The organism is Finegoldia magna (assembly GCF_002243175.1).
Lineage (GTDB): Bacteria > Bacillota > Clostridia > Tissierellales > Peptoniphilaceae > Finegoldia > Finegoldia magna_J.
In genome coordinates this window covers 141,886-168,146 of record NZ_NDYF01000009.1, presented here as the reverse complement: position 1 = coordinate 168,146, position 26,261 = coordinate 141,886, and the positions used below count along the sequence as shown (strand labels likewise).

Genomic DNA, 26,261 nt, shown 5'->3' with positions numbered 1-26,261 from the left:
GAAGATTATATAGCGGACCAAATAAGTTTGAAAGAGTATATAGACCCATTTACTGGGAAAAAGAATAAAAAATAAAAAGAAGAAAGAGGCGCTTTAGCGTCAATTGAGAATGTAGTGCAGCTGTCGGACATTCAATATGCACAAGGTGCATTGCAGGCAACAGCCCCTTATAGGGGCAGAGCAAACCACCAGCTAAGCTGGTGGTTATGATTGCTTTGTTTAGTGTATAATTGTGTTATAAAGATATTTAGGAGGTGTTATCGTTTTCTATGGATATATTTTCTAATCATATTCTAAGTATGATTTTTTTAGCAGTAACATTTATTTGTATAACACTGCTTATGTTATCAAACAAGAAGATTAAATACGGTGTACTGACTGCTGTTTTTTCTGTTCTATTTATTTTGTCTTATTATAATCACGGTGATATCAACATAGTGGGGATATTAGTATTTTTAATAGGGCTCTTATTCGTTGGATTAGAACTAATAGTTCCAGGTGGTTTTATTGCTGGAATTGTGGGTGTCTTATCAATGATTGTAGGAATAAGCATGATTATTAATAATCTGTACCTAGCATTTTTAACAGTAGCTATTGCTATAACAATTGATATTTTGTTTATATTAGTATTTTTAAGTAAAGATTTTGACTCAAGTAAATTCAATAAATTTGTTTTAAAAGAAACTAATTCAAAATCATTTACTCAGTCATCAAAAAAATACTTGAACAAAAAAGGAATTACTATAACACCTTTAAGACCGAGCGGCAAAATCGAAATAGATGGTGATTATATTGACGCTATTACTAGGGGAGATTTTATTCCAAAAGGTTGCGAGGTTGTTGTTAGTGAAATAAAAGATTTTAAAATAATAGTAAGGAGAGTGTAAAATGCCATTTGAAATTCCATTTTTAGTACCTATATTAATAGTTATTTTGCTATTAGTATTCTTTTCGTTAGTTCCTGTAGGTTTATGGGTTACTGCTCAGTTTTCAGGAGTCCACGTCAAAATTTCACAATTAATTGGTATGAGATTACGTAGAGTTATTCCAAAAAACATTATAAATCCACTTATTAAAGCAACAAAAGCAGGATTAAATCTAACTACTAATCAACTTGAAGCGCATTATCTAGCAGGTGGGAATGTAAATACTTTAGTAAATGCATTAATCGCTGCTCAAAGAGCAGATATTGAGTTAGAGTTTGAGAGAGCAGCAGCTATTGATTTAGCTGGTAGAAATGTTTTAGAAGCAGTACAAGTTTCTGTTAATCCAAAAGTAATTGAAACTCCAAACATTGCTGCAGTAGCAATGAACGGTATTGAAGTTATAGTTAAAGCAAAAGTTACTGTTAGGGCAAATATTGAAAGATTAATTGGTGGTGCCGGAGAAGAAACTATAATAGCTAGAGTTGGTGAAGGTATTGTAACTACTGTAGGTTCATCAGAATCTCATACCTCTGTGCTTGAAAATCCAGATTCAATCTCAAAAACTGTATTGAACAAAGGATTGGATTCAGGAACTGCATTTGAAATACTTTCAATTGATATTGCGGATGTTGATGTAGGAAGAAATATCGGAGCAAAACTACAAACAGATCAAGCAGAAGCTGACAAACGAATTGCTCAAGCTAAAGCAGAAGAAAGAAGAGCTATGGCTGTTGCAAAAGAACAAGAAATGATAGCAGAAGTTCGTTCAATGAGAGCGAAAGTAGTTGAAAGTGAATCAAAGGTTCCTCTAGCTATCGCTAAAGCTTTAGAATCTGGTAATTTGGGAGTCTTGGATTATTATAATATGAAAAATATTATAAGTGATACTGAGATGAGACAAGCTATTTCTGGAAATAGCGAAAAAATTAAAGAGGATGATAAGTAATGTTTTCTTTTCTATCTCTTGTAATTACGATAATAGTTGTAAAGTTTTTTGCTAATTATTTTATTCACATTAGTAATTCAAGACATTACCAAAAAAACTTTAACCGTAAGAATTATCGTAAGAAAAAGACATTAGAAGATTTAAGAAAAGATAAATCAAATACGAAATTATCTTCTAATAAATCAAACAATTCTCAATACAATCAAAATAATATCGATAATTTTGAGCAAACTAATAATAGAAAAGAAAATCAAAAATTAATTGATAAAGATTTTTTCGAAGAAAAAACGACGAATTAGAACTTATTAGAGTTGAGATTAATGATGAATTTAAACATAAAGATGAATTAAAAAAAGCTATCATTATGAAAGAAATAATTGATAAGCCTTTGTCTTTAAGAAATAGAAGATAGTTTGATTATTATGATTAATTATGATACAATATGTCTAGAATAAATTGTGGCTAAGAGTGGGGAATCCCACTCTTATTTATTTAAATAATTTACGAAAAGGAGATATATGAATAAGAAATATCTTAGGGAACTTATGAATAATGACCTCAGTCCTTTAATTGAAGATACTGGAATAGACTTTTATGATGTAGAATATTCAAATCAAAATGGGAAAAATATTTTGACTTTTTACATTGAAAAGGATGAAGGTCTAATATCAATTGATGATTGTGAGTTAATAAATAATAGAATAACTGACAAACTAGACGAAATAGATCCTATTTCAGATCCCTATTATTTAGAAATTGCATCAGTAGATATAACTACACCATTCACTAGAGATAAAGATTTCAAAAAAAATTTAGGGAATGTTGTAATAGTAAATTTATATCAAAAATTAGATAGTAAGAAAGAGTTCAAAGGTATTTTAAAAGATTTCAATGATCAAGAAATATCTTTGGAATTAGAAAAAAATCAAATTAAAATTGAAAGGAGTAATATATCATCGATTAAGCTTTCATTATTCGATTGATAGTAATATATGAACAATGATTTTATAAAGGCTCTTGATGAATTAGAAAAATCAAAAAAAATACCAAGAGAAGTTGTTTTCGATGCTTTAGAAAAAGCATTGATTAAAAGCTATGAGAAAAATTTTGATTATCAAGACCATGAAAACGAAGAAAGTTCTGTAGAAGTTAACATAAATAGAGACAACGGTAAGGTGAATTTATATGCAATCAAAACTGTTGTTGAAAATGTTGAAGACAAAAATACTGAAATAAGTTTAGAAGAAGCTAAGACTATTAAACGTAAATACGATTTAGGTGATAAAGTGAAAATTGAAATAACACCTAAAAACTTCGGAAGAATAGCTGCTCAAACTGCTAGAAATATTGTTATTCAAAAGCTAAAAGATGCAGAACGTGATAATATTTATAACGAATTTATTGACAGAGAAAAAGAAATAATTACTGGAACAGTTCAGCGTGTTGAACGTGGAATTGTCTATATAGATTTGGGTAGAGTAGAAGGTATAATACCAGTTTCAGAACAAATAAAATCTGAAGAATATACTCCTAACAAGAGATTAAAACTTTTCATCAAAGAGGTTAAAAACACTACAAAAGGAGCTCAAATAATACTATCAAGGACTGATAATTCTTTAATTAAAAGATTATTTGAATTAGAAGTTCCGGAAATAAATGATGGAACTGTTGAGATTTTTAGCGTTGCAAGAGAACCTGGATCAAGGACTAAGATTGCGGTATTCAGTAATGATGAAAATGTCGATCCAGTTGGCTCATGTGTAGGTTTCAGTGGAACCAGAGTTAAGTCTATTGTGGATGAGTTGAATGGCGAAAAACTTGATATTGTTATATGGTCAAAAGATATTAAGACTTTCATATCTAATAGTTTAAGTCCATCTGAAGTAATAGCGACATTCATTGACGAAGCTCAAAAAATATGCCGTGTAATTGTTTCAGAAGATCAATTGTCTCTAGCTATAGGAAAAGAAGGACAAAACGCTAGACTTGCAGCTAAGTTAACTAACTGGAAAATAGACATCAAAGGGCTTAACCAATACCTAGAATCTTATGAAGATGGAAGCTTGTCTGTTGAATTCGATGGAGAAGTAGATTTTCTAGAATCTAATGGTATTGAAGTTAGAGATGAAGATAAAGACAAAGTATTTGATAAAATTAAATATCATGAATCAGATGATATAGAAGAAATTGAAGATATTGAGGATACTGAAGACAATAATTCTTTAGATTCCGAAAACACTGAAATTGCAGAAGATTCTGAAAATTAAATGTATTTAAGTTTTGGAGTATTAAATGAAAACTAAAAAAATTCCTTTAAGAAAATGTGTTGTTTGTGGTGAAAATAAACCAAAGGAAGAACTAATAAGAGTTGTTTTTAATAAAGATGACGGAGTTTCCGTAGATTTGACAAACAAGAAAAATGGCAGAGGAGCTTATTTATGCAAGGATATAAAATGCATAAACAAGGCAAAGAAAAACAGAAGACTAAGTCAGGTTTTAAAAACAGATGTAGACGCACTTATATATGAGGAGTTAATTAACCATGTAGAAGATTAATCAAAAGGAGGTCTTTGTATGGAAAAGATAAGAGTATACGAATTGGCAAAACAATTAAATGTTTCAACAAAAGACTTAATGAACAAATTAAGAGAGAACAAAATTGAAGTTAAAAGTCACATGTCAACATTAGATAAAGACCAAATATCAAAAGTTAAATCTTTTTATGAAAAACCAAAAAAAGTTCAAAATAATCAAAATAACAGTAATTCAAAAAAAGAAAATAAACAAGTTGTAAATAAAGACTCAAATGCAAAGCTAGAAAATAAATCACATACAGAAACGAATAAACAAGATAATAATTCTAAAAAAAGATTTAAACCTAAGCATCCAAGAAATAAAGATGATGAATCTGTATCTCATTTCGATAAGATAAAACACAAAAACAAATCTGAAATGAATGAAAAACATGATTCTAATGATAAGAAAAAGAATAAGAATTTTAAAAATAATAAAAACAAAAATTCTAACAATAATAAGAATAATAGAAATAACAAAAACAGCAACAATAATAAAAATAATAATCAAAATAAAAAAGAACAAGTCATCAAAAATGAATCAAAAGAACCTAAGAAATTTATTATTCAACCTACAATCACAGTAAAAGATTTATCTGAAAAAATAAGTGTATCTATTAGTGAATTAATAATGAAACTTATGGAATTAGGTATAATGGCAAATCAAAACCAAGAAATTGATTTTGATACTGCAAGTTTAGTAGCTGGTGAATTCAATGTTATCGTTGAACAAGATGAAGTCGAAGATTTTGATGACGATGACGTGTTTAACCTAGATTTTGAAGATAAAGATGAGGATTTAAAAGAAAGACCACCTGTCATCACTGTAATGGGACACGTTGACCACGGTAAAACATCTATACTTGACAGAATTAGAAATTCTAGAGTAGCTGGTAGAGAAGCCGGAGGAATTACACAACATATTGGTGCGTATACTATTAGAGTTAACGACAAAAAAATAGTATTCTTAGATACACCAGGTCACGAAGCTTTTACAGCAATGAGAAGCAGAGGAGCACAAGTAACAGATGTTTCAATATTGGTAGTTGCTGCAGATGATGGTGTAATGCCTCAAACGGTGGAAGCCATAAATCACTCAAAAGCTGCTGGCGTTCCAATAATTGTAGCTGTTAATAAAATAGATAAAGAAAATGCTAATATCGAAAGAGTAAAAACTGAATTAGCTGAAAATGGATTGGTACCTGAAGACTGGGGTGGAGATACAGTTTTAGTCCCAGTTTCTGCTAGAACTGGTGAAGGTATTGATGAATTACTTGAAATGATTTTAATGGTTGCTGAAATGGAAGAGTTAAAAGCTAATCCAAATAGACTTGCTGTAGGTACAGTAATTGAAGCACAATTAGACAAGGGAAGAGGTCCAACTGCTACAATTTTAGTTCAAAAGGGTACTTTAAAACATTCTGATATGGTATTTAGTGGACAAGCAAGTGGTCGTATCAGAGCCATGTTTAATGATCAAGGTAAGCAAGTTAAAAAGGCAGGTCCTTCAACACCAGTTTTGATTTTAGGTTTAAACGAAGTACCTGAAGCTGGCGATATGATATATGCTGTAAAAGATGAAAAAGAAGCTAGAAATTATGCTCAAAAAATAAAAGATCATAACCGTGAAGAACAAATCAAGTCTTCTTCAACTATGAACTTAGACGAATTATTTGGCAAAATTTCAGACGGAGAAACTAAAGATCTTAATATTATAATAAAGACTGATGTTAAAGGTACGATTGACGCCATTAAACAATCATTAATAAAACTAAGTAACGATGAAGTCAAGGTTAATATTATTCACGGTGCAGTAGGTGGTATTACTGAATCTGATGTTAACTTAGCATCTGCATCAAGTGCGATAATAATCGGATTTAACGTAAGACCAACTCAAGTGGCTTTGGATATGGCAAAGAATGAATCTATAGAAATAAGAACTTATAGAGTTATATATGATGCTATAGAAGATGTAAAGAATGCAATCACTGGTATGTTAAAACCACAATATCAAGAGGAAGTTTTAGGTAGAGCTACAGTTAGAGATACGTTCAAAGTTCCAGGAGTAGGTACTGTTGCCGGCGTTTATGTAAACACAGGAAAAGTAACTAGAAATGCTGTGGTTCGTTTATTAAGGGATGAAATATTAATTTTTGAAGGTCCTATTTCTTCATTGAAGAGATATAAAGACGATGTTAAAGAATTAACTCAAGGTTATGAAGGCGGAATGGGCTTAGAAAATTATAATGACATTAAACCAGGAGATGTACTGGAAGCATATGTACTAAACGAAGTACAAAGATAGGAGAATTATGAATATTAAAAGAGTAAGAAGAATTTCATCAGAAATCAAAAAAGTTATTTCAAGTTCTATAATTAATTCACTAAAAGATCCTAGAATTGACAAACTAAATGTTTCTGTTACTGACGTAAAAGTAACAAATGATTTGAGTTTTGCTACAGTATATATAGCTGTAATAGGCGATGATGAAAAGAAAAAACAAACTCTTGAAGGATTGAACAAAGCAAAAGGATTCTTAAAAAAACAAATTGGTGAAAGTGTAGATTTAAGACACGTACCACAACTGATTTTCAAAATTGATGAAACAAGTGAGCAAAGTATGCATATTGAAAATCTAATAAAATCAATTCATGAGGAAAACTATAATGAAGATTAATGATGAAATCTTGAAATTTAAAGAGCAATTGAACGAAGCAAGTTCAATTGCTCTGATTTCTCACTTAGACCCAGATGGTGATAACTTAGGTTCGTTAACTGCTTTATCAAAAAGTTTACTCAATTTAGGAAAAAAAGTTTATCCTATTGAGTTTGACAAAATTCCTGAAAATTTAAAATTTTTGCCAAATTTGGAATTGCTATCAGAAAATACAGATATTAATATTGATATGATAATATGCCTAGATTGTGCTAATTATGAGAGATTGGGTAATATTGATGATTTATTTAATAAAGCAAGATACAGAATAAATATTGACCATCATCAAAGTAATGAGTTTTACGGTGACGTCAACATTGTTAAAAAAGGTTATAGCTCAACTTGTGAATTAGTATTTGATGTAATTAACGAAGTAAGTTTACCAATTGATGAAGAAATTTCGATGTCACTTTTAACTGGAATATCAACTGACACTGGAAGATTTTTATATTCTGCTACAACTGCTGATACATTAGCTAAAGCTTCTAAATTAGTTGAATATGGCGCAGACATGATGAAAATCAACGAATTAATTTATCAATCAAAAAAATTTGAAGCACAACTATTAGAAAATGAAATCTTATCCAAGACTGAAATTTATAATGATCATGTTGCAATTGGTTTTGTAATGATAAATCAATTAAATAAGTATAATGTTGAAATTTCAGATATTGATAGTGTAATTAATACTTTCAGAGATACTGACAAAATCAAAATATCAGTATTAATTAAACAACAAACTGAAAATGAATACAAGGTTAGTTTCAGAAGCAAAGGAAATATTGATGTAGGATCAATTGCCAAAAATCTTGGTGGAGGCGGTCATAAGAATGCTGCTGCCACTAAAATTACCGGTGATTATGACGCAGTGTTAAATAAAATTAAAGAAGAAATTGATAGATATGGATTGCGTAATTAATGTTTTTAAGGAAAAAGGATATACCTCTCAGGATGTTGTTTCTATATGTAAAGGAATTTTAAAAACTAAGAAGATTGGACATGCTGGTACTCTAGATCCTGATGCTACCGGAGTTTTGTTATTAGGCGTTGGAAAAGGAACTAAAATAACAGAATATCTAATGGAATATGGTAAAACATATATATTTGAAATGTGTTTTGGAACAAGTACAGATACTCTTGATTTATCAGGTAATGTCACAGGTTTTTCAGAGAAAACATACGATAAAGAAAAATTAAAGGAAATTTTAGATGATTTAAATGGTAAAACCATTGACCAAGTACCTCCTATGTATTCCGCAGTTAAGGTAAATGGAAAAAAACTTTATGAATACGCAAGAGAAAACAAGGAAATTAAGAGAAAATCCAGAAAAATTACAATCTATAATATAGAACCATTATATCTTCTAGAAAATTCTTGTATAATCAAAGTTAAATGTTCTAAGGGAACGTATATTAGAGTTTTGATTGAAGATATTGCTAAAAAATTAGATAGATTAGCATATATGAAATCTCTTATCAGAGTAAATTCTGGAGGTTTTGACATAAAAGATTCAGTAAAAATAGAATCGCTTAGAAAATGTAACATTGGAGATGTATCATTTTCAGTCTATGAAAGTTTGACAGAAATGAAATCTATCGAACTTGATGATAATTTATATAAAAAAATAACCAATGGTGTTAAAATAAATATAAACCATGAAAACATTGATAATATTAAAGTAATTTGTAATAATAAATTTATTGGAATTGGTAGTATTGAAGATAATATTTTAAAAATGAATAAGGTATTTGATATATGCAAATAATTGATTTAGACAAAGATAACGTAAAAATTAATATTGATGCTATTACTTTAGGAAATTTTGATGGATTACATTTAGCACATCAAAAACTTATAAATAAATGTGTTAGCTTAGGTAAATCAGGTGTTATTATATTCAAGTCACATACTTCAGAAGTTTTAGACGATGGTAAGTTTAAAAATATATTAACAATGGATGATAAAATCAATCTCTTAAGAAGAATGAATGTAGATTATTGTTTAATCAAGTCATTTGATAAAGCTTTTTTATCCTTAAAACCTGAAGAGTTTTTAGATTATGTGAAAGAACATACTAGTTTCAAAAATTTAGTTGTTGGCAAAGATTTCAAATTTGGCATTAGTGCATCTGGTAATGTATCTACTTTAGAAAATTACCAAAAAGTTTTTAATTATAAACTCTATATTATAGATGACCAATTTATTAATGGTGTCCCTATTAGATCGACAACAATACGCAAATTTTTAATAAATGGAGAAATTGAAAATGCTAATTCAATGCTTTACAGACCATTTAGCATTAAGGGAGTTGTAATTGACGGGAAACATAGAGGAAGAAATTTAGGTTATCCTACTGCTAATTTGGAATGCAAAGAATATATTATACCAGCAGCAGGAGTTTATTATACTAACGTTATTTATGATAACAAATTATACAAAGGTATAACATCAATAGGAGAAAATCTAACATACGATGAACATGATGTTAAAATTGAAACTCATATATTAGATTTTAAAGGTGATTTGTATGGAAAAGAATTAACGCTAGTATTCATAAAAAAAATAAGAGATAATGTAAAATTTAATTCTGAGATTGAACTTATCAATAAATTAAAAAGCGATTATAATTTTGCAAAAAACCAAGATTTAGATTTACAATTACAAGATTATATGATAATATAAATAAGTACTACTGTTACATTGATATTCGAAACCTCAACGATATCGCTGTAATGGTGAATATTAAATTTTATGGAGGAAATTATGTACAACAAAGAAATCAAAGAAGAAATAATCAAAGAATACCAAACAAAAGAAGGAGACACTGGTTCTCCAGAAGTTCAAGTAGCTTTATTGACTTACAGAATAAACTACTTAACTGAACATTTAAAGTCTCATAAGAATGATCACCATTCAAGAAGAGGTCTTTTCAAAATGATCGGTAAAAGAAGAAATCTTCTTAACTATCTTAGCAATAAAGACATTGAAAGATACCGTGATTTAATTAAAAGATTAAACATTAGAAGATAATTTAAAGAGCGGGTTTTTCCGCTCTTTTTATTTATAAGGAGAATATATGATAAAAAAATACGAATATGATTTATGCGGTAAAAAAATAGAAGTTACGATTGGAAAAGTTGCTGAACAAGCTAATGGAGCATGTTTAATTCAATCTGGAGAAACTGTACTTCTAGTTACTGCTGTAGGATCAAAAGAGCCACGTGAGGGAGTTGATTTCTTCCCATTAACATGCGATTTTGAAGAAAAACTTTATTCTGTCGGAAAAATTCCAGGAGGATTTATTAAACGTGAAGGTAGACCTAGTGAAAAGGCTACATTAACTGCTAGATTAATAGATAGACCATTAAGACCATTATTCCCAGAAGGATATCATAACGATGTACAAGTTATAGCTACTGCACTTTCTGTGGATCAAGACAATACTCCTGATATTTTAGCTATGATAGGTTCATCTATAGCATTGAGCATTTCAGATATTCCTTTCTTAGGACCTACTGGTTCTGTAGCCGTAGGAATGATCGATGGTGAATTTATTATTAATCCAACACAAGAACAAAGAGATAAATCAGATCTTGAATTAACTGTTGCTGGTACTAAAGATGCTATTATGATGGTTGAAGCTGGATGCAATAATATTACTGAACAACAAGTATTAAAAGCTATACTTAGAGCACATGAAGAAATTAAAAAAATATGTGAATTTATTGAGTCAATTCAAAAAGAATGTGGTAAGCCAAAACAAGAATTCATTCAGCCAGAAAAAAATGTAGAGTTAGATGAAGAAGTTAAATCATTCTGCATTGAAGATTTGAAGAAAATTACAGTTAATAAAGATAAATTAGATAGAGAAGATCACATTAATACTCTCAAAAGAAGCGTAGTAGATCATTTTGTTGAAAAATATGATGAAAGTATAGCTTCAAAAGTTTCTACTATATACGATGATTTAGAAAAATCAGAAGTAAGACGTTTAATATTAGAAGATCATATCAGACCTGATAATAGAAAACTTGATCAAATTAGAGAAATAACTTGTGATGTTGATATATTGCCAAGACCACATGGTTCAGGTCTGTTTAAAAGAGGTCAAACTCAAGTTTTATCTGTTACAACATTAGGAACTCCTTCTGATGCACAAGTACTAGATGGACTAATTGAACAAGAAGATAAAAGATATATGCATCAATACAACTTCCCACCTTACTCTGTTGGGGATGCAAGACCTTTAAGAAGTCCAGGTAGACGTGAAATTGGTCACGGAGCTTTAGCTGAAAGAGCTCTATTACCTGTAATTCCATCAGAAGAAGAATTCCCTTACACAATAAGAGTAGTATCTGAAGTTTTAAGTTCAAACGGTTCTAGTTCTCAAGCATCTGTATGCGGTTCAACTCTTAGTTTACTAGATGCAGGTGTTCCGATAAAAGAACCTGTTGCAGGTATTGCCATGGGATTGATTAAGGAAGATGATAATGTTGTAATTCTTTCCGATATTCAAGGTTTGGAAGATCACTTAGGAGATATGGATTTTAAAGTTGCAGGTACAAAAGATGGTATAACTGCATTGCAAATGGATATTAAAATTACAGGAATTTCTGAAGAAATATTAACTGAAGCTTTAGAAAGAGCTAGAGTTGGTAGACTTCATATATTATCGTTAATGAACGAATGTATAAGTGAACCAAATAAAGAAATTTCAAAGTATGCTCCTAGAATTATGGTAATTAATATTGCACCTGAAAAAGTAAGAGAAGTTATTGGACCAGGTGGAAAAGTCATAAACAAAATTATTGATGAAACCGGCGTTAAAATAGATACTGAAGATGATGGTAAAATTACAGTAGCTGGTGAAAACACTGAAAGTGCACAAAGAGCTATAGATATGATTAAAGAAATAGTTAGAGAACCAGAAATTGGTGAAAAATATTTAGGAAGAGTTACTAAGATTATGAATTTTGGTGCTTTTGTTGAAATATTACCTGGAAAAGAAGGTCTTCTTCACATTTCTAATATAGCTCATGAAAGAACTAATAAAGTTGAAGATGTTTTAAAAGAAAACGATGAAATTATGGTAAAACTTATGGATATAGATGACCAAGGTAAGATGACATTATCCAGAAAAGCTCTTTTACCAAAACCAGAAAGAAAAGAAAAAAAGAATTTTGATAAAAAATCTGAAGATCAAAATACAGAAGATAAATAATTAATAGTTGAGTAATTTTATTACTCAACTATATTTTTGAAAGGGGACATTATGAAAGTTAAAATTATTAATAAATCTAATAACCCTCTACCAAAATATTCAACAATTGGGTCTAGTGGTATGGATTTGAGAGCTTATACGGAAAATGATATAACTTTAAAACCACTTGAAAGAACTCTTGTACCTACTGGAATATATATTGCAATTCCAGAAGGTTATGAGGTTCAAATCAGACCAAGAAGTGGTTTGAGTATTAAGCATGGAATAACTCTGATAAATTGCGTTGGCACTATAGACAGTGATTATAGAGGAGAATTAAGAATTCCTGTAGTCAATTTGTCGAATGAAAAATATACAATTTCATCGGGGGATAGAATTTGTCAAATGATACTACAAAAATACGAAAATATTGAATTCGAAGAAGTTGAAGTATTAGATGCTACAGATAGAAATGATGGCGGATTTGGCCATACAGGCTACTAATTATGGCTAGAAATACTAAATCACGAAACAAAACTCAATCAAAATCTAATAGCAAAAAAAATGCTAACTCTTCAAAAAAATTAATAATTATATTAGTGTTAATTATTTCACTTATATTCATGGCTAGTAGTAGAGTTGGTGTTTTGGGAATTATTGTAAAAAATATATATTTCAATACTTTTGGCATCTTTTCATATGTTTTTATATCATTAGGTATACTGTATACTATATCTACGATTTCTGATATAAACCATGGAGATAAACTAAGAAAAATTACTTATATATTGGCTGTTTCTTCAATTTTTGTAATGAGTTTAATTAATATATCAAACTATCCAAATCTTAATATTAATCAAAGGATTGATTTGAATTTAAATTTAGCGAATGAATATAGTGGTATTGGAGTAATAGGAGCTATTATAGCATCAATACTAAACATGGCTATAGGCTACATAGGTTTATATGTTGCACTTGTTTTTTGTTCTTTGTTTTTAATATCTGCAATAATGAATTTAACTTTAAAAGAGTTATTTCAAAAATTTTTTGCTTTTGTTAAAAAGACATTTATAGATATAAAAACAAAAAATGAAAAGAACAAAAAAAATAAAAGTATCGAAAAATCGCATGAGATTAAGCAAAATAAACCTACAAAAGAAAGAATTTCTAAAAATTCAATTATTAAAGAGAAATCTGATTTGAAGAAATCAATAGATTCTGAACCCCCAAAACCAAAACTCAACGATTATAAATCTAATGAAAAAGAATCTGGAGAACAACTATCTGTTATAGACTTTGGTGAATTTTCTGGACAAAGTAATTATACTTTTCCTCCATTAGAGCTTTTAAAAAATGCGGAATACATGGAAGACAATGATGATTCTGTATTACAAAAAGCAAAGATGATTGAAGAAACTCTAAAAAACTTTTCAATAGATGCTACTGTTGTTCAAATTGATAGAGGTCCTACTGTTACTTGCTACGAATTAGAGCCTAAAGCAGGTGTCAAAGTTTCAAGGATAGTTAATCTAGCAGATGACTTATCACTTTCATTGGCTACTAGTGGAATTAGAATTCAAGCTCCAATTCCTGGCAAATCTGTAGTGGGAATTGAAGTAGAAAATGATGTTAAAAATTCTGTAATGTTAAAAGAGATTTTAATGTCTGACAATTTTGTAAAAGAAAAATCGTTAATGCCAATAGCATTAGGAAAAGATATCTCTGGAAAATGTATTGTAACTTCTGTAGATAAAATGCCTCATTTACTTATAGCAGGAGCTACAGGTAGTGGTAAATCCGTTTGTATCAATACAATAATCATGAGTATTTTGTATAAGTCAAATCCAAATGATGTAAAACTCATATTAATTGACCCAAAAGTTGTAGAATTGAGCATATATAACAATATTCCACATCTTGCTATTCCAGTTGTTACGGATCCTAAAAAAGCAAGCGCCGCTTTAAATTGGGCTGTAAGAGAGATGGAAAGAAGATATCAAATATTTTCAGAAAATCACGTTCGAGATATCAAAGCGTATAATAAGAAAAATAAAAATGATGAACTTGAAAAACTACCTTATATTGTTATTATAATAGATGAATTAAGTGATTTAATGATGGTCTCAGCAAATGATGTTGAAGATGCTATTTGCAGACTAGCACAAATGGCTAGAGCATGTGGTATCCATCTAATCATTGCAACTCAAAGACCAACAGTGGATGTTATTACTGGTACAATAAAAGCAAATGTACCGTCTAGAATTTCTTTTGCTGTTAGTAGCCAAATAGATTCTAGAACTATTCTAGATCAATCTGGTGCAGAAAAGCTTATAGGAAGAGGCGATATGTTATTTTTCCCTTCATCAATGGCAAAACCTAGTAGAGTTCAAGGCGCTTTTATATCTGATGAAGAAGTGGACAATGTAGTTAAATTTTTAATAAATAAAAATGAAACTAATTATAAAGAAGAAATTATAGAAGACATAGATAAATCAGAGAGTATTGATCTTGAAGATGACGATACAGATATTTTATTTACAGATGCTGTAGAAATTATTTTGAATGAAGATTCTGCATCAATTTCTTTATTACAAAGAAAATTAAAAATAGGGTATGCTAGAGCTGGAAGAATAATAGATCAAATGGAAGAAAAAGGTATTGTTGGTCCTAGTGAGGGAAGCAAACCTAGAAAAATTTTAATACCTAAAGATTATTTAGAAAGACGTGATTGAAATGAATATTGCAAATAAGTTCACAACATTAAGAGTTATTTTAATACCATTTTTTGTTGCATCATTACTGGTATTCAAAACAGACAATTATATACCTGCATTAATATTTATAATCTCTGCAATAACAGATTTTATTGATGGTCAACTCGCTAGAAGGAAAAATTTAGTTACTACATTTGGTAAATTCATGGATCCATTAGCTGATAAAATGTTGAGTTGCAGTGCATTGATTGTTTTAGTTCAACTTGGAAAAGTTCCTGCATGGAGCGTGGTTATAGTTGTATTAAGAGAACTTACTATTAGTGGATTCAGAATATTAGCTGCATCTAACGGAGTTACTTTAGCAGCAAGCTACTGGGGAAAATCTAAAACGATGACTCAATTTATCGCTATTGTTTTGATTTTGATTAATACCGGGGATAAATTGGGATTTGCTTTAGACATGTACCTATATTATATTTCGATTGTATTAACTGTAATCAGCTTATGTGATTATATTTATAAGAATGTTAATGTTTTAGATTTAAAAAATATATAATTATTTTTTGGTTTGTGGTATAATAAATACAAGAACTTATGTTCTGTTTAATTTTTTAGGAGGTAGTCATGGATTTTGCTAATGGATCTGAAAAAGATCAAGCTTTAAGAGAAGCTTTTGCAAGCATTGAAAAACAATTCGGAAAAGGCTCTATAATGAAACTTGGAGATCATGTCCAAAAAGATATAGAAGCTATTCCTACTGGAGCTATAAACTTGGATGTTGCTTTAGGAATAGGTGGTCTGCCTAGAGGTAGAGTAATCGAAATTTATGGACCTGAATCTTCTGGTAAAACTACTTTAGCACTCCATGTAGTTGCTGAAGCGCAAAAGATGGGTGGAACAGCAGCTTTTATAGATGCTGAACATGCATTAGACGCAATTTATGCTAAAAACTTAGGTGTAGATACAGACAATCTTATCATTTCACAACCAGATACAGGTGAACAAGCTTTAGGAATATGTGATTCTCTTGTGAGAAGTTCTGCTGTAGATATTATTATAATTGACTCTGTTGCAGCACTAGTTCCAAGAGCTGAAATAGAAGGCAATATGGGAGATAGCCATGTTGGTCTACAAGCAAGATTAATGTCTCAAGCTTTACGTAAACTAACAGGTGTTATTTCAAAAAGCAATTGTACAGTTATATTCATTAACCAACTTAGAGAAAAAGTTGGAATAATGTTTGGTAATCCTGAAGTTACAACGGGTGGTAGAGCTTTAAAATTCTATTCTTCAGTTAGAATTGAAATTAGAAGGGGAGAAGCTATCAGAAAAGGTGACGATATTGTTGGAAATCGTACTAAAGTTAAAATCGTCAAAAACAAAGTAGCACCTCCATTTAAACAAGTAGAATTCGACATTATGTACGGAGAAGGTATTTCTAAAATAGGTACAATATTAGATTTAGCCACTGACTGCAAAGTTGTAAAAAAAGCAGGAGCTTGGTATAGTTATGAAGATGAAAAATTAGGACAAGGTAGAGAAAACTCTAAAGTATTTTTAGAAGAAAATCCAAAAATACTAGAAGAAATTATCGATAAAACTTATGAATTTTATGGATTAAGATCAAAAGAGGATTCAGAGGCTATCAAAACAGAAAATAACGATGATATAAAAGACGAATCGAATAACGAAATAAGTGAGGATGAATTAGACTAGGGCAAGTATTACTTGCCCATTATTTCTATGATGAAGATATTATTTTTTACAGATACACATATAAAATCTAGGAATCCTAGATCTAGAATAGATGATTATGAAGATTCTATTTATAAAAAAATTGAAGAAATAAGGGAAATATCAATAAAAAAAAATGTTGACATGATACTTCACGGTGGAGATTTGTTTGATAAAGCAGATGTTGGAATAAAAACAGCATCTAAATTTGGTAAATTATTTCAAACTTTTCCGAAGAAAATTCATATAATAAGCGGGAATCATGATATATATGGTTATAATCCAAACTCTATAGATAGAGCTATGATGGGACTATACAATTCATTAGATGTATTGGAACTAATTGAAGAAGATAAGCCTAAGATAATTGAAAAAGATGGTTTGAGAGTTCAAATCTCTGGCCAACCATATACTCATGATATTGATTCATCAGATAAATCTCATTATTATCCGAAAAGACTGGATAATATAGACTATCATATACTAATGATACACAGTTTTTTACTGTATAAGAAATTTATTGAACAAATTGAGTATACTTTAATCGATCAAATTATGGATACTGATTGTGATATTGTGTTAAGTGGACACTATCATACTGGATTTAAGACTGTAAAGGTCAATGAAAAGTATTTCTCAAATCCAGGAAGTATTGCTAGAATGACTAATACTGAATCAGAAAGAAAAAGAAGACCTAAGGTCTTGATAATCGAACTTACAAAAGATGATATCAAAATTGAAGAAATTTTTCTAAAAAGTGCTAAAAATAGCGGTGAAATTTTTTCCGACGATAAAATAAACCCGTATTCGATTAAAAACAAAAGCCTACTGGATATAAAAGAAAGACTTTCAAAATTATCAAGCAATCCGATTATAGACATCAATAACAATTTAAAATCCATAGGAAGAGAAATGAAAATAGATGAAGAGATCATTGATGAAGCCATAAGGAGAATAGAATAATGTATATTACCGATATATATTTAACTAATTTTCAGTCATACGAACAAGGTCATTTTGAGCTTTCAGAAAAAGTAAACTTAATTACAGGTGCTTCTGATAGTGGAAAAACTGCCTTAATTAGAGCTCTATCATGGGTCTTATTCAATGATTACACAACTGATTTATTAATCAGAAATGGATATAATAATGTTGAAGTCAAAATTGTATTTAACAACGGCAATTTTATTTTAAGAGGTAGAAAAGGTAATACTAATTATTACTACATTAAAAACAATCCTGATAGTGAAGATATTAAGAAATATGAAAATTTCGGTAGAGAAATACCATCAGAAATTCAAGATGATTTTCTTTTTAAAAAAGTTAATCTCTTGAACGAAAAATACAATATTTTAATTGCTTCTCAATTAGAAAATTCATTTTTGCTGTCCGAAACAGATTCTACAAAGGCAAATGCAATTGGAAAATTAGTAAATATTGACATACTGGATAATGCATCCAGAAATGTCTCAAAAGAAATAAAAAGCACAAAAGGAGAATTAAATTTTAAAAAAAGTTTTATCAACGAAAAAGAAGAATCTTTAAATAAATATAATTATTTAAATGAAGATAAAATAAAAATTGACAATCTAAAAGTTCTATACAATAATTTAGCCAAAAATTCTGAAAAATTAAATATATTGAAAACATTATCCATTAAACTTTCTGAATTAAATGTCAGGATTAAAAATGGTTATAAATACTTAGATAACTACAAAGGACTAGATATTTGTTCAGAAACTTTGCAGAATACAGAAGATAATATTTCTTCTTTCTCAAAACTTTATCAATTATATGAGTATTATCAGCAAATAATTAAATGTATCGAATCTAGTAATGTAAAATTGAATAATTTAATATATACGGATTTGATATCAGAAATTATTGATAACATCGATAAAAATCTCACTCTATTGAAGTTTTTAAAACCATTACATGAAAGATTTACTTATGTAAATAGTAGTTTTAAAAATTATGAAAGTAAATTAGAAAAATTTAAACAAGTGCATAAATCCTATGACATCTTATTAAATACTCAAAATGATATCCAAATTTTAAATCATTTATCTAATTTGAATGAAAGTTATTCTAAAATTAACCTAGCAATAAAGAATAATAGTAAGGTATTAACAAGTATTAATACATCTAAAGTATCAGAATTAATAAATAAAATTGATAAAAACAAAGAAAAATATATACAACTATATAAACTTAATATTTCATATCTAAAAATTAATAAAATCATTTTAGACCAAAATGATAAATTAGATAAATTGAAATCTATTAATAACTTACAAATTATATTATTAAATATTAACAATGCTTTCGAATTGTTAACCAAATTAAAAATAATAAAAAACACCTTAGATGAAAAACAAGAGAATTATCAACAGAATACTAAAGAATTAGCTGAATGTAATTTTTTAATAGATGACTTGATAAATAAATACAAAGAAAATCTTTACAAAGAAAAAATATGTCCATTTTGTCTAAGCGAAATAGATGAAAATCATGTTACTCGAATAGTAAAGGAGTTAAGGAAATAATGAATACTAATGAACGTTTTAACAACATAAAAGAAAGACTTGATAAAGCTAAAGAAGAAAAGAATAGAGCTGAAATCGCCTTAGAAAGTTTAGAAAAGCAAAAAGAAGATATACTTAATCAGTTAAAAGAATTAAATATAGATCCTGAAAATCTTGAATCAGAAATTACTAGACTACAAAATCAAATCGAACAAGATTTACAAAAAGCTGAGGAGCTTCTTCCTGATGCAAAAAATTGATTTAACTCAAATTCAATCCAAAATCACTTCTATGGAAATTAAGTATCAAAGTGAATTAGCGGTAAAAAAATCAATAGAAGAAGAAATATTAGCTACAAAAAAAAGCATTGATGCTCTTGAAAAGCAAATAGAAAAACTTGAAATCATAAAAATGCTTTATGATAAGACTTCAGAATATTCAAGAGAACAAGCCAAAATTCAAATAGAAAACCTTGTAAGTAGATGTTTAAGTTATATCTTTGAAAAAGAAATGAATTTTAAAATCGAAATAAAAATCAAAAACAACAATCCTTCTGCCAAGTTTTTTATAGAAGAAAGCTTAGATATTGATGGTGAGATTAAAACTTTTACCTACGATATTGTCGATGCTAGAGGTGGTGGAGTAGTAGATATAGTTTCCTTGGCACTAAGAATTTCTTTTATCATGCTATATGAAAATAATCTTGCCAATATTATTGTACTTGATGAACCTTGTAAGCATGTTAGTGAAGACTATATACACAATGTAGCAAATTTTATCAATGAGATCAGTGAGGAATACAATAAACAAATTATAATGATTTCCCATAACGCTCACTTATCAGCTATCGGAGATATAAACTATAGAATTACAAATAGAAATAACACATCCGAAATAGATGTTATATAATTTTCTATTATATATCTAAATATTGACAATCAACGGTATTTGTACTACACTAAAAGAGTAAATTTATCCAAAAGATTTATTTAATGAATATTGAAAATTGAATAAAGGGGGTGTATTTATGAGCACCGCGACATCTTTAATAATTGCTATAATTGCTGCAATTTTAGGTATTGTAATAGGTTTCTTTTTGAGAAAAAGCATGGCCGAGAAAAAAATCAGAAGTGCTGAAGATTATGCTGTTAAAATAATTGAAGATGCAAACAAAGATGCTGAAACTAAGAAGAAAGAACTATTAGTAGAAGCAAAAGATGAAATTTTTAAGATGAAAAGTGATTTGGATCGAGAAAACAAATCTCGATTGAAAGAAATCAGTCGTCAAGAAGATAGACTTAATTCTAAAGAAGAAAATTTAGAACGAAAAAATGCATCATTAGAAAAGAAGCATAAAAAGCTAGATTCAGAATTAAAGAAAGCTGATGATATGCAACAAAAAATTCAATCCATAATAGATGAAAAAGAATTAGAATTGGAAAAAGTTGCAGGATTAACAAGTGACGAAGCTAAAAACATTGTTCTTGAAAGAGTTAAAACTGAAACAATACGTGAGCAAGCTGCTATTATTAAAGAAATCGAATCCAAAACTAAGGAAGAATCTGAAAAATTTGCAAGAGAAATCATTAGTACATCAATTCAAAGGTATGCTGCAGATCAAGTTGCAGAATCTACCGTATCAGTCGTTAATTTACCTAATGACGACATGAAAGGCAGAATAATTGGTCGTGAAGGTAGAAACATAAGAGCTTTCGAAACTTTAACAGGCGTAGATTTGATTATTGATGATACTCCAGAAGCTGTTGTATTATCAGCTTTTGATCCTGTAAGACGTGAAATCGCAAGAATTGCTTTGGAAAAACTTATTGTTGATGGAAGAATCCATCCTACTAGAATTGAAGAAATGGTTGAAAAAGCCAGAAAAGAGGTAGATAATACTATAAGAGAAAAAGGTGAAGAAGCTTGTGATGAAACAAATGTGCATGGTTTACATCCAGAATTAATTAAAATTCTTGGTAAACTTCATTACAGAACAAGTTATGGTCAAAATGTTCTTAAACATTCTATCGAAGTATCCAATATCGCTGGAATGCTTGCAAGTGAATTAGGAGTAAATGTTAAATTAGCTAAAAGAGGTGGACTACTACACGATTTAGGAAAAGCAATTGACCACGAAATCGAAGGACCTCATGTTGAACTAGGCGTTAACGCTGCTAAAAGATTTAAAGAGCCAAAAGATGTTATTAATTGTATTGAGGCTCATCACGGTGATGTTGAACCAACATGTATCGAATCTATATTAGTTCAATCTGCTGATGCAATATCCGCAGCAAGACCTGGAGCTAGACGTGAATCTATGGAAAACTATATCCAAAGATTAGAAAATCTAGAACAAATAGCTAATTCATTTGATGGTATTGAAAGTTCTTATGCTATACAAGCTGGTAGAGAAATTAGAATCATGGTAAAACCTGATGTTATTGATGAAAGCTCTATGGTTATATTAGCAAAAGATGTAGCTCATAAAATTGAAAGTGAATTAGAATATCCTGGACAAATTAAAGTAAATGTCATAAGAGAAAATAGGGTATCTGATTACGCAAAATAAGAATTAACTTAGAAGGTCAACATTTGTTGACCTTCTTCTAATATGAAAAACTTTAAAAGGATTTAAAAATGATTGATATGCACGTACATTCCACAGAAAGTGATGGAAGATTAAGCATTGAAGAAATTCAATATAATGCAAATAAAAATTCTATTGATAAAATTGCTATTACTGATCATGATATACTAATGCCATCTAATACCGCATTCTGTAATGCTAACATCATAAAAGCTGTAGAATTTGGAATAACTTATAAAAACAAAGAAGTACACATTTTAGGATACTATGTAGATAGGTCCAATAAAAAATTACAAAAAATATCTGAATTAGCTATAAATGATAGAGCAAAAAGACTTGATATTTTTGAAAAAAATTTTGCGAAAATTGGAATAAAAATTGACAAGGATAAAGTCCTGAATTATAGTAAAGACAGAGTTTTTTCTAGAAGTAATTTAGCTCAATATTTAGTTGATATTAATATTTGTAAAAATAAAAATGAAGCTTTTAACGAATATTTATCTCCAAAAGGTAAATGCTATGTCGAAAAAAGCTTCACATCACTACAAAACATTATTAATTCTATAAAATCAGCTAACGGTGTATGTATTTTAGCACATCCTATAACATTGAATGATGATAATATAGTAAATGAAATCATAGAAATGGGTATTGATGGAATTGAAGTAATTAATTCTAAACATTCTTTTACTGATATTAAAAAATACTTGAATATAGCGTTAAAAAACAAGTTACTATACACGGCAGGAAGTGACTGTCATGGAAAACAATTTGATAAAGAATATTTAATGGGAAATTTCGCATTAAATTATTCAACTTTTGAATCTATAAAAAAACTACATGAATTAAGGAGCGATTATGCTATCAAAAAAAATTAACAGTATAAATCCATCTTTAACACTTGAATTGAGTGCTAAAATTAATAAATTAAAAAATGATGGCGTTAAAGTTTATAACTTTACTGTTGGCGAACCAGACTTTAAAACTCCAAGATATATAATTGATAAAACAATAAAGTATTTGGATAATGGAGTAGTTAGATATACTGATACTGGTGGAATACCAGATTTAAGAGAAGAAATAAGTTTAAAACTTAATAATATTAATCATATTAAATGTGATAAAGATTCTATAGTAGTATCTACTGGGGCTAAACAAGCAATTGTCAATAGTTTATTTGCGTTAACAAACCCTAATGATGAAGTTCTCATACCATCACCATATTGGCTAAGTTATCCAGAAATGTGTAAACTCACTGATTGTAAGCCTGTAATTTTACCATATAATGAAAACTTCAAAGTCGATGTGGATATATTAAACCAATATAAAAACTCAAACACTAAGTGTCTTATATTAAATAATCCTTCTAATCCTACAGGAGTTATTTATTCAAAAGAAGAATTACTTAGTATTGGTAACTGGGCAGTTGATAATAATATTTATATTATATCTGATGAAATTTACGAAAGATTATCATATGATAAAGAATTTATAAGTATAGGCTCATTATCTGATGAAATTAATGAGATAACTATAACAATAAATGGTTTTTCAAAGGCTTATGCAATGACTGGATTTAGGTTAGGATATTCTTGTAGCTCTAAGGAGGTCTCTAAGCTCATAAAAAGACTTCAAGGACATATTACATCAAACGCGAATACATTGAGCCAAATAGCCGGTTTAACAGCGTTAAAAGACGAATCTGATGAAGTAGAGCAAATGATTGGTGAATTTAAGTCCAGAAGAGACTATATAGTATCCAAACTAGATGAATTTAACTTAGAATATATTTATCCAACAGGAGCATTCTATGTATTTATTAAAATGGATCAATTTTATAATAGTACCATTAATAATTCTTTAGAATTATGTAATGAATTGCTTTCGAAATATAATATTGCATTCGTACCAGGTATTGTTTTTGGAGATGATAAATATATTAGAATGAGCTATGCAACAAGTATTGAAGATATTAAACAAGGATTAGAAAACTTAAACAATTTCATATCAGATCATAAAAAATATAGCAAATAAAATTTGCTATATTTTTTTGACAATAGAGGATGATTTTGATAAAATGATAATGTCACAAAATAATAATTTTGTGACATTAAGGTTATGGATTTTGGAGGTACTATGAATAGCTATCCTATGATACTTATGGATTTTTTAGACTACTTAGAAACTATTAAAGGACGTTCGTCAAACACAGTTAAAGAATATGCTTACGATATCAATTTAATGATTAAATACATTCTAGCGCGTAAGCAAAATATAAAATTAAAATCATTTGATGATATTGTTAAGATTGATTCTTCTGATGTAGATTTGAATTTTTTCAAAAATATCGATGTTATTGATTTGCACTCTTTTATGGGATTTTTAGACCATAACAGATCCAATGGTTCATCTACACGTAGCCGTAAAACTTCTAGTATAAGAACTTTTTATAAGTATCTTATCAATATAAGAAAATTAGATATAATAAACCCTGCAGAACTTTTAGATTCGCCGAAAAAAAATATTAGACAACCAGTATATCTCACGCTTGATGAATCATTAAATTTACTTAAAGTTATATTACGTGAAAAAGATGAAGAAATAAAAGCTCGTGATTACTGTATTACAGTATTATTTTTAAACTGTGGAATGAGACTATCTGAGCTTAGCAGCATAAATATTGATCATATAAAAACAAATACATTGAGAGTCATCGGTAAAGGAAACAAAGAAAGAACTGTTTATCTAAATGATATGTGTTTAGATGCTTTAGATAATTATCTTAAAATAAGACCAGAAATAGATAATGACGCTCTTTTTATTAGTAAAAAAAGAAATCGAATGAGTAATCGTGCTATACAGTACAGAATTGAACATTATTTAAAAGTTGGTGGATTTGACACTAGTATATACAGTGTTCATAAATTACGTCACACAGCAGCGACATTAATGTATCAATATGGTAATGTCGATATAAAAGTATTGCAAGAGATTTTAGGACATGAATCAGTGTCAACCACACAAATATACACCCATGTAGATAATAACAGTTTAAGAAGTGCGGTAAATAAAAACCCACTGAATACCTTAAACAACGATTTAAAAAATAATAACTAAGAAAAACAAAAAGATCAAGACATGTGCTTGATCTTCATTACTGTTATTAGATAGTATTAGGAGTATAACAGTATCTTATTTATTTATTAAAGGTATGTTCAAATGTTCGCCTACTTTAATTGAGCTACCTTCTATAAATCTATTATATTGTTTTATTATTGATATGAATTGTCTTGTACTCATATTATCTGGTTTGAATTTTGTGGAAATTTTCCATAATGAATCTGATGGTTCTACTATATAATACTCAGTGTTATATTCTTGATTCTGATAATTACCATAACTAAGATTAGACGTTAATGCTAGAGTCATCAAACACAATGCTACAAAACAAATCGATATAAATCTAAAAAATTTGAACTTATTTGTAATTTTATATTTTTTCATATTTCCTCCCGTTCAGAAACTATTTTCTGTACATATGTTCTATGGCTTTATTCTACAACATATGTTCTTGTATGTCAAGAAAAATTTTTATGTTCTATAAAAAAAGAAAACAAATGTTTCATTTCTTGAAGAAATATGATATAATCAAGAAAAGAATAGAAAAGGAGTATATTAATGTACGATGATTTAACCTCTAAGCAAATAGAAATATTAAAATTTATAAAAAGATATATAGATTACAAAGGATATCCCCCTGCTATTCGTGAAATTGGTGATAGTTTGAATATCAATTCTACATCAACTGTTCATAATAATATTTTGAAATTAGAAATGAAGGGTTATTTAAGAAGAGATCCTTTAAAAAATAGAGCCTTAGAAATTATAGATAGTGTTTATGAAGAACAAGAAAACGAAATAAAAAAAGAAACTATAGATGTTCCTATTGTTGGAAAAGTTCAAGCTGGAATGCCGATTTTAGCTATAGAAAATGTCGAAGATACATTTCCTCTTCCTATTGAATATACATCACAAGGTGTAGTTTTTATTTTGAAAGTCCAAGGAGAATCTATGATTGAAGACGGAATATTAAACGGCGATAAAATAATTGTTCGCAAACAAAATACTGCTAACAATGGTGATATTGTCGTTGCATTAATGGACGAATCAGCAACAGTCAAAAGATTTTACAGACATTCAGATCATATTGAATTAAGACCTTCAAATTCAACGATGTATCCCATTATTGTAAAAGATGTAGAAATTTTAGGAAAAGTTATTGGTTTATACAGAACAATTTATTAAATAAAACTATGCCCTCTAATTATCACAATAATT

Annotated in this window: 27 protein-coding genes and 2 pseudogenes; 28 read left to right on the top strand and 1 reads right to left on the bottom strand. The window is 28.9% G+C overall.

Annotation, left to right across the window (positions count from 1 at the left end):
- The 27 genes and pseudogenes from B9N53_RS09565 to B9N53_RS03110 all read left to right on the top strand — a co-directional run.
- A pseudogene (locus tag B9N53_RS09565) lies at positions 1 to 75 on the top strand (IS200/IS605 family transposase); the annotation flags it as partial.
- A gap of 194 nt (positions 76 to 269) precedes the next feature.
- Positions 270 to 887, top strand: coding sequence for an NfeD family protein (locus B9N53_RS03230; protein ID WP_094203651.1), 618 nt, complete (start codon positions 270 to 272; stop codon positions 885 to 887).
- 1 nt (position 888) lies between these two features.
- Positions 889 to 1,872: a flotillin-like protein FloA gene (floA, locus tag B9N53_RS03225; RefSeq protein ID WP_002836436.1), complete on the top strand. Its 984-nt coding sequence runs from the start codon at positions 889 to 891 to the stop codon at positions 1,870 to 1,872.
- Positions 1,872 to 2,171: a hypothetical protein gene (locus B9N53_RS03220; RefSeq protein WP_242432390.1), complete on the top strand. Its 300-nt coding sequence runs from the start codon at positions 1,872 to 1,874 to the stop codon at positions 2,169 to 2,171. Before floA ends, B9N53_RS03220 begins: the two co-directional genes overlap by 1 nt.
- 219 nt (positions 2,172 to 2,390) lie before the next feature.
- The gene (gene rimP, locus B9N53_RS03215) at positions 2,391 to 2,855 is read left to right on the top strand and encodes a ribosome maturation factor RimP (RefSeq protein ID WP_002836434.1); all 465 of its coding nucleotides are present in this window, start codon (positions 2,391 to 2,393) and stop codon (positions 2,853 to 2,855) included.
- Between the two features lie 9 nt (positions 2,856 to 2,864).
- Complete coding sequence (gene nusA / locus B9N53_RS03210) at positions 2,865 to 4,139, top strand: transcription termination factor NusA (protein ID WP_002836432.1); 1,275 nt, start codon at positions 2,865 to 2,867, stop codon at positions 4,137 to 4,139.
- A gap of 25 nt (positions 4,140 to 4,164) precedes the next feature.
- Positions 4,165 to 4,428: an RNase P modulator RnpM gene (gene rnpM, locus B9N53_RS03205; RefSeq protein ID WP_002836430.1), complete on the top strand. Its 264-nt coding sequence runs from the start codon at positions 4,165 to 4,167 to the stop codon at positions 4,426 to 4,428.
- 18 nt (positions 4,429 to 4,446) lie between these two features.
- A pseudogene (locus B9N53_RS09560) lies at positions 4,447 to 4,575 on the top strand (translation initiation factor IF-2 N-terminal domain-containing protein); the annotation flags it as partial.
- Positions 4,549 to 6,750, top strand: a complete 2,202-nt coding sequence (infB, locus tag B9N53_RS03200) for a translation initiation factor IF-2 (protein WP_420485233.1) — start codon at positions 4,549 to 4,551, stop codon at positions 6,748 to 6,750. The pseudogene B9N53_RS09560 and the gene infB, both read left to right, overlap by 27 nt.
- A gap of 7 nt (positions 6,751 to 6,757) precedes the next feature.
- Complete coding sequence (rbfA, locus tag B9N53_RS03195) at positions 6,758 to 7,123, top strand: 30S ribosome-binding factor RbfA (RefSeq protein WP_002836426.1); 366 nt, start codon at positions 6,758 to 6,760, stop codon at positions 7,121 to 7,123.
- Entirely contained in the window at positions 7,113 to 8,081 is a 969-nt protein-coding gene (locus B9N53_RS03190; protein WP_094203649.1) for a DHH family phosphoesterase, read from the top strand. The genes rbfA and B9N53_RS03190 overlap by 11 nt, the downstream gene beginning before the upstream one ends.
- The gene (gene truB / locus B9N53_RS03185; RefSeq protein WP_094203654.1) at positions 8,065 to 8,928 is read left to right on the top strand and encodes a tRNA pseudouridine(55) synthase TruB; all 864 of its coding nucleotides are present in this window, start codon (positions 8,065 to 8,067) and stop codon (positions 8,926 to 8,928) included. Before B9N53_RS03190 ends, truB begins: the two co-directional genes overlap by 17 nt.
- Positions 8,919 to 9,845: a bifunctional riboflavin kinase/FAD synthetase gene (locus B9N53_RS03180; protein WP_094203648.1), complete on the top strand. Its 927-nt coding sequence runs from the start codon at positions 8,919 to 8,921 to the stop codon at positions 9,843 to 9,845. Before truB ends, B9N53_RS03180 begins: the two co-directional genes overlap by 10 nt.
- An 81-nt stretch (positions 9,846 to 9,926) precedes the next feature.
- Positions 9,927 to 10,193, top strand: a complete 267-nt coding sequence (rpsO, locus tag B9N53_RS03175; protein WP_002838220.1) for a 30S ribosomal protein S15 — start codon at positions 9,927 to 9,929, stop codon at positions 10,191 to 10,193.
- A gap of 46 nt (positions 10,194 to 10,239) precedes the next feature.
- On the top strand, positions 10,240 to 12,384 hold the full coding sequence (locus B9N53_RS03170; RefSeq protein WP_094203647.1) for a polyribonucleotide nucleotidyltransferase: 2,145 nt from the start codon (positions 10,240 to 10,242) through the stop codon (positions 12,382 to 12,384).
- A 51-nt stretch (positions 12,385 to 12,435) separates the two neighbouring features.
- The gene (gene dut / locus B9N53_RS03165) at positions 12,436 to 12,867 is read left to right on the top strand and encodes a dUTP diphosphatase (protein ID WP_094203646.1); all 432 of its coding nucleotides are present in this window, start codon (positions 12,436 to 12,438) and stop codon (positions 12,865 to 12,867) included.
- A 2-nt stretch (positions 12,868 to 12,869) separates the two neighbouring features.
- Complete coding sequence (locus tag B9N53_RS03160; protein ID WP_094203645.1) at positions 12,870 to 15,095, top strand: DNA translocase FtsK; 2,226 nt, start codon at positions 12,870 to 12,872, stop codon at positions 15,093 to 15,095.
- Position 15,096: 1 nt separating this feature from the next.
- Positions 15,097 to 15,633, top strand: a complete 537-nt coding sequence (gene pgsA, locus B9N53_RS03155; RefSeq protein WP_035109504.1) for a CDP-diacylglycerol--glycerol-3-phosphate 3-phosphatidyltransferase — start codon at positions 15,097 to 15,099, stop codon at positions 15,631 to 15,633.
- Positions 15,634 to 15,701: 68 nt separating this feature from the next.
- The gene (gene recA, locus B9N53_RS03150) at positions 15,702 to 16,793 is read left to right on the top strand and encodes a recombinase RecA (RefSeq protein ID WP_094203644.1); all 1,092 of its coding nucleotides are present in this window, start codon (positions 15,702 to 15,704) and stop codon (positions 16,791 to 16,793) included.
- Between the two features lie 27 nt (positions 16,794 to 16,820).
- Positions 16,821 to 17,774, top strand: coding sequence for a metallophosphoesterase family protein (locus B9N53_RS03145; RefSeq protein WP_242432391.1), 954 nt, complete (start codon positions 16,821 to 16,823; stop codon positions 17,772 to 17,774).
- Entirely contained in the window at positions 17,774 to 19,357 is a 1,584-nt protein-coding gene (locus B9N53_RS03140; RefSeq protein WP_094203643.1) for an AAA family ATPase, read from the top strand. Before B9N53_RS03145 ends, B9N53_RS03140 begins: the two co-directional genes overlap by 1 nt.
- A complete protein-coding gene (locus B9N53_RS03135) occupies positions 19,357 to 19,596 on the top strand; it encodes a hypothetical protein (protein WP_002836410.1) in 240 nt (79 codons plus the stop codon). Before B9N53_RS03140 ends, B9N53_RS03135 begins: the two co-directional genes overlap by 1 nt.
- Positions 19,583 to 20,245 carry a chromosome partitioning protein ParA gene (locus tag B9N53_RS03130; RefSeq protein WP_094203642.1) on the top strand — a complete coding sequence of 221 codons (663 nt, stop codon included), beginning with the start codon at positions 19,583 to 19,585 and terminating at the stop codon, positions 20,243 to 20,245. Before B9N53_RS03135 ends, B9N53_RS03130 begins: the two co-directional genes overlap by 14 nt.
- Before the next feature lie 118 nt (positions 20,246 to 20,363).
- Positions 20,364 to 21,905, top strand: coding sequence for a ribonuclease Y (gene rny / locus B9N53_RS03125; RefSeq protein ID WP_094203641.1), 1,542 nt, complete (start codon positions 20,364 to 20,366; stop codon positions 21,903 to 21,905).
- A 68-nt stretch (positions 21,906 to 21,973) separates the two neighbouring features.
- A complete protein-coding gene (locus tag B9N53_RS03120) occupies positions 21,974 to 22,801 on the top strand; it encodes a PHP domain-containing protein (RefSeq protein WP_094203640.1) in 828 nt (275 codons plus the stop codon).
- Positions 22,782 to 23,957 carry a pyridoxal phosphate-dependent aminotransferase gene (locus B9N53_RS03115; RefSeq protein WP_094203639.1) on the top strand — a complete coding sequence of 392 codons (1,176 nt, stop codon included), beginning with the start codon at positions 22,782 to 22,784 and terminating at the stop codon, positions 23,955 to 23,957. Before B9N53_RS03120 ends, B9N53_RS03115 begins: the two co-directional genes overlap by 20 nt.
- 102 nt (positions 23,958 to 24,059) lie before the next feature.
- Positions 24,060 to 25,040: a tyrosine recombinase XerC gene (locus B9N53_RS03110; RefSeq protein ID WP_094203638.1), complete on the top strand. Its 981-nt coding sequence runs from the start codon at positions 24,060 to 24,062 to the stop codon at positions 25,038 to 25,040.
- A gap of 75 nt (positions 25,041 to 25,115) precedes the next feature.
- Here B9N53_RS03110 and B9N53_RS03105 read toward each other — a convergent pair whose 3' ends face one another.
- A complete protein-coding gene (locus tag B9N53_RS03105; RefSeq protein WP_094203637.1) occupies positions 25,116 to 25,427 on the bottom strand; it encodes a LysM peptidoglycan-binding domain-containing protein in 312 nt (103 codons plus the stop codon).
- A gap of 174 nt (positions 25,428 to 25,601) precedes the next feature.
- Between B9N53_RS03105 and lexA the strand changes: the two genes are divergently transcribed.
- The gene (gene lexA / locus B9N53_RS03100) at positions 25,602 to 26,228 is read left to right on the top strand and encodes a transcriptional repressor LexA (RefSeq protein ID WP_002836400.1); all 627 of its coding nucleotides are present in this window, start codon (positions 25,602 to 25,604) and stop codon (positions 26,226 to 26,228) included.
- Positions 26,229 to 26,261: the final 33 nt, after the last annotated feature.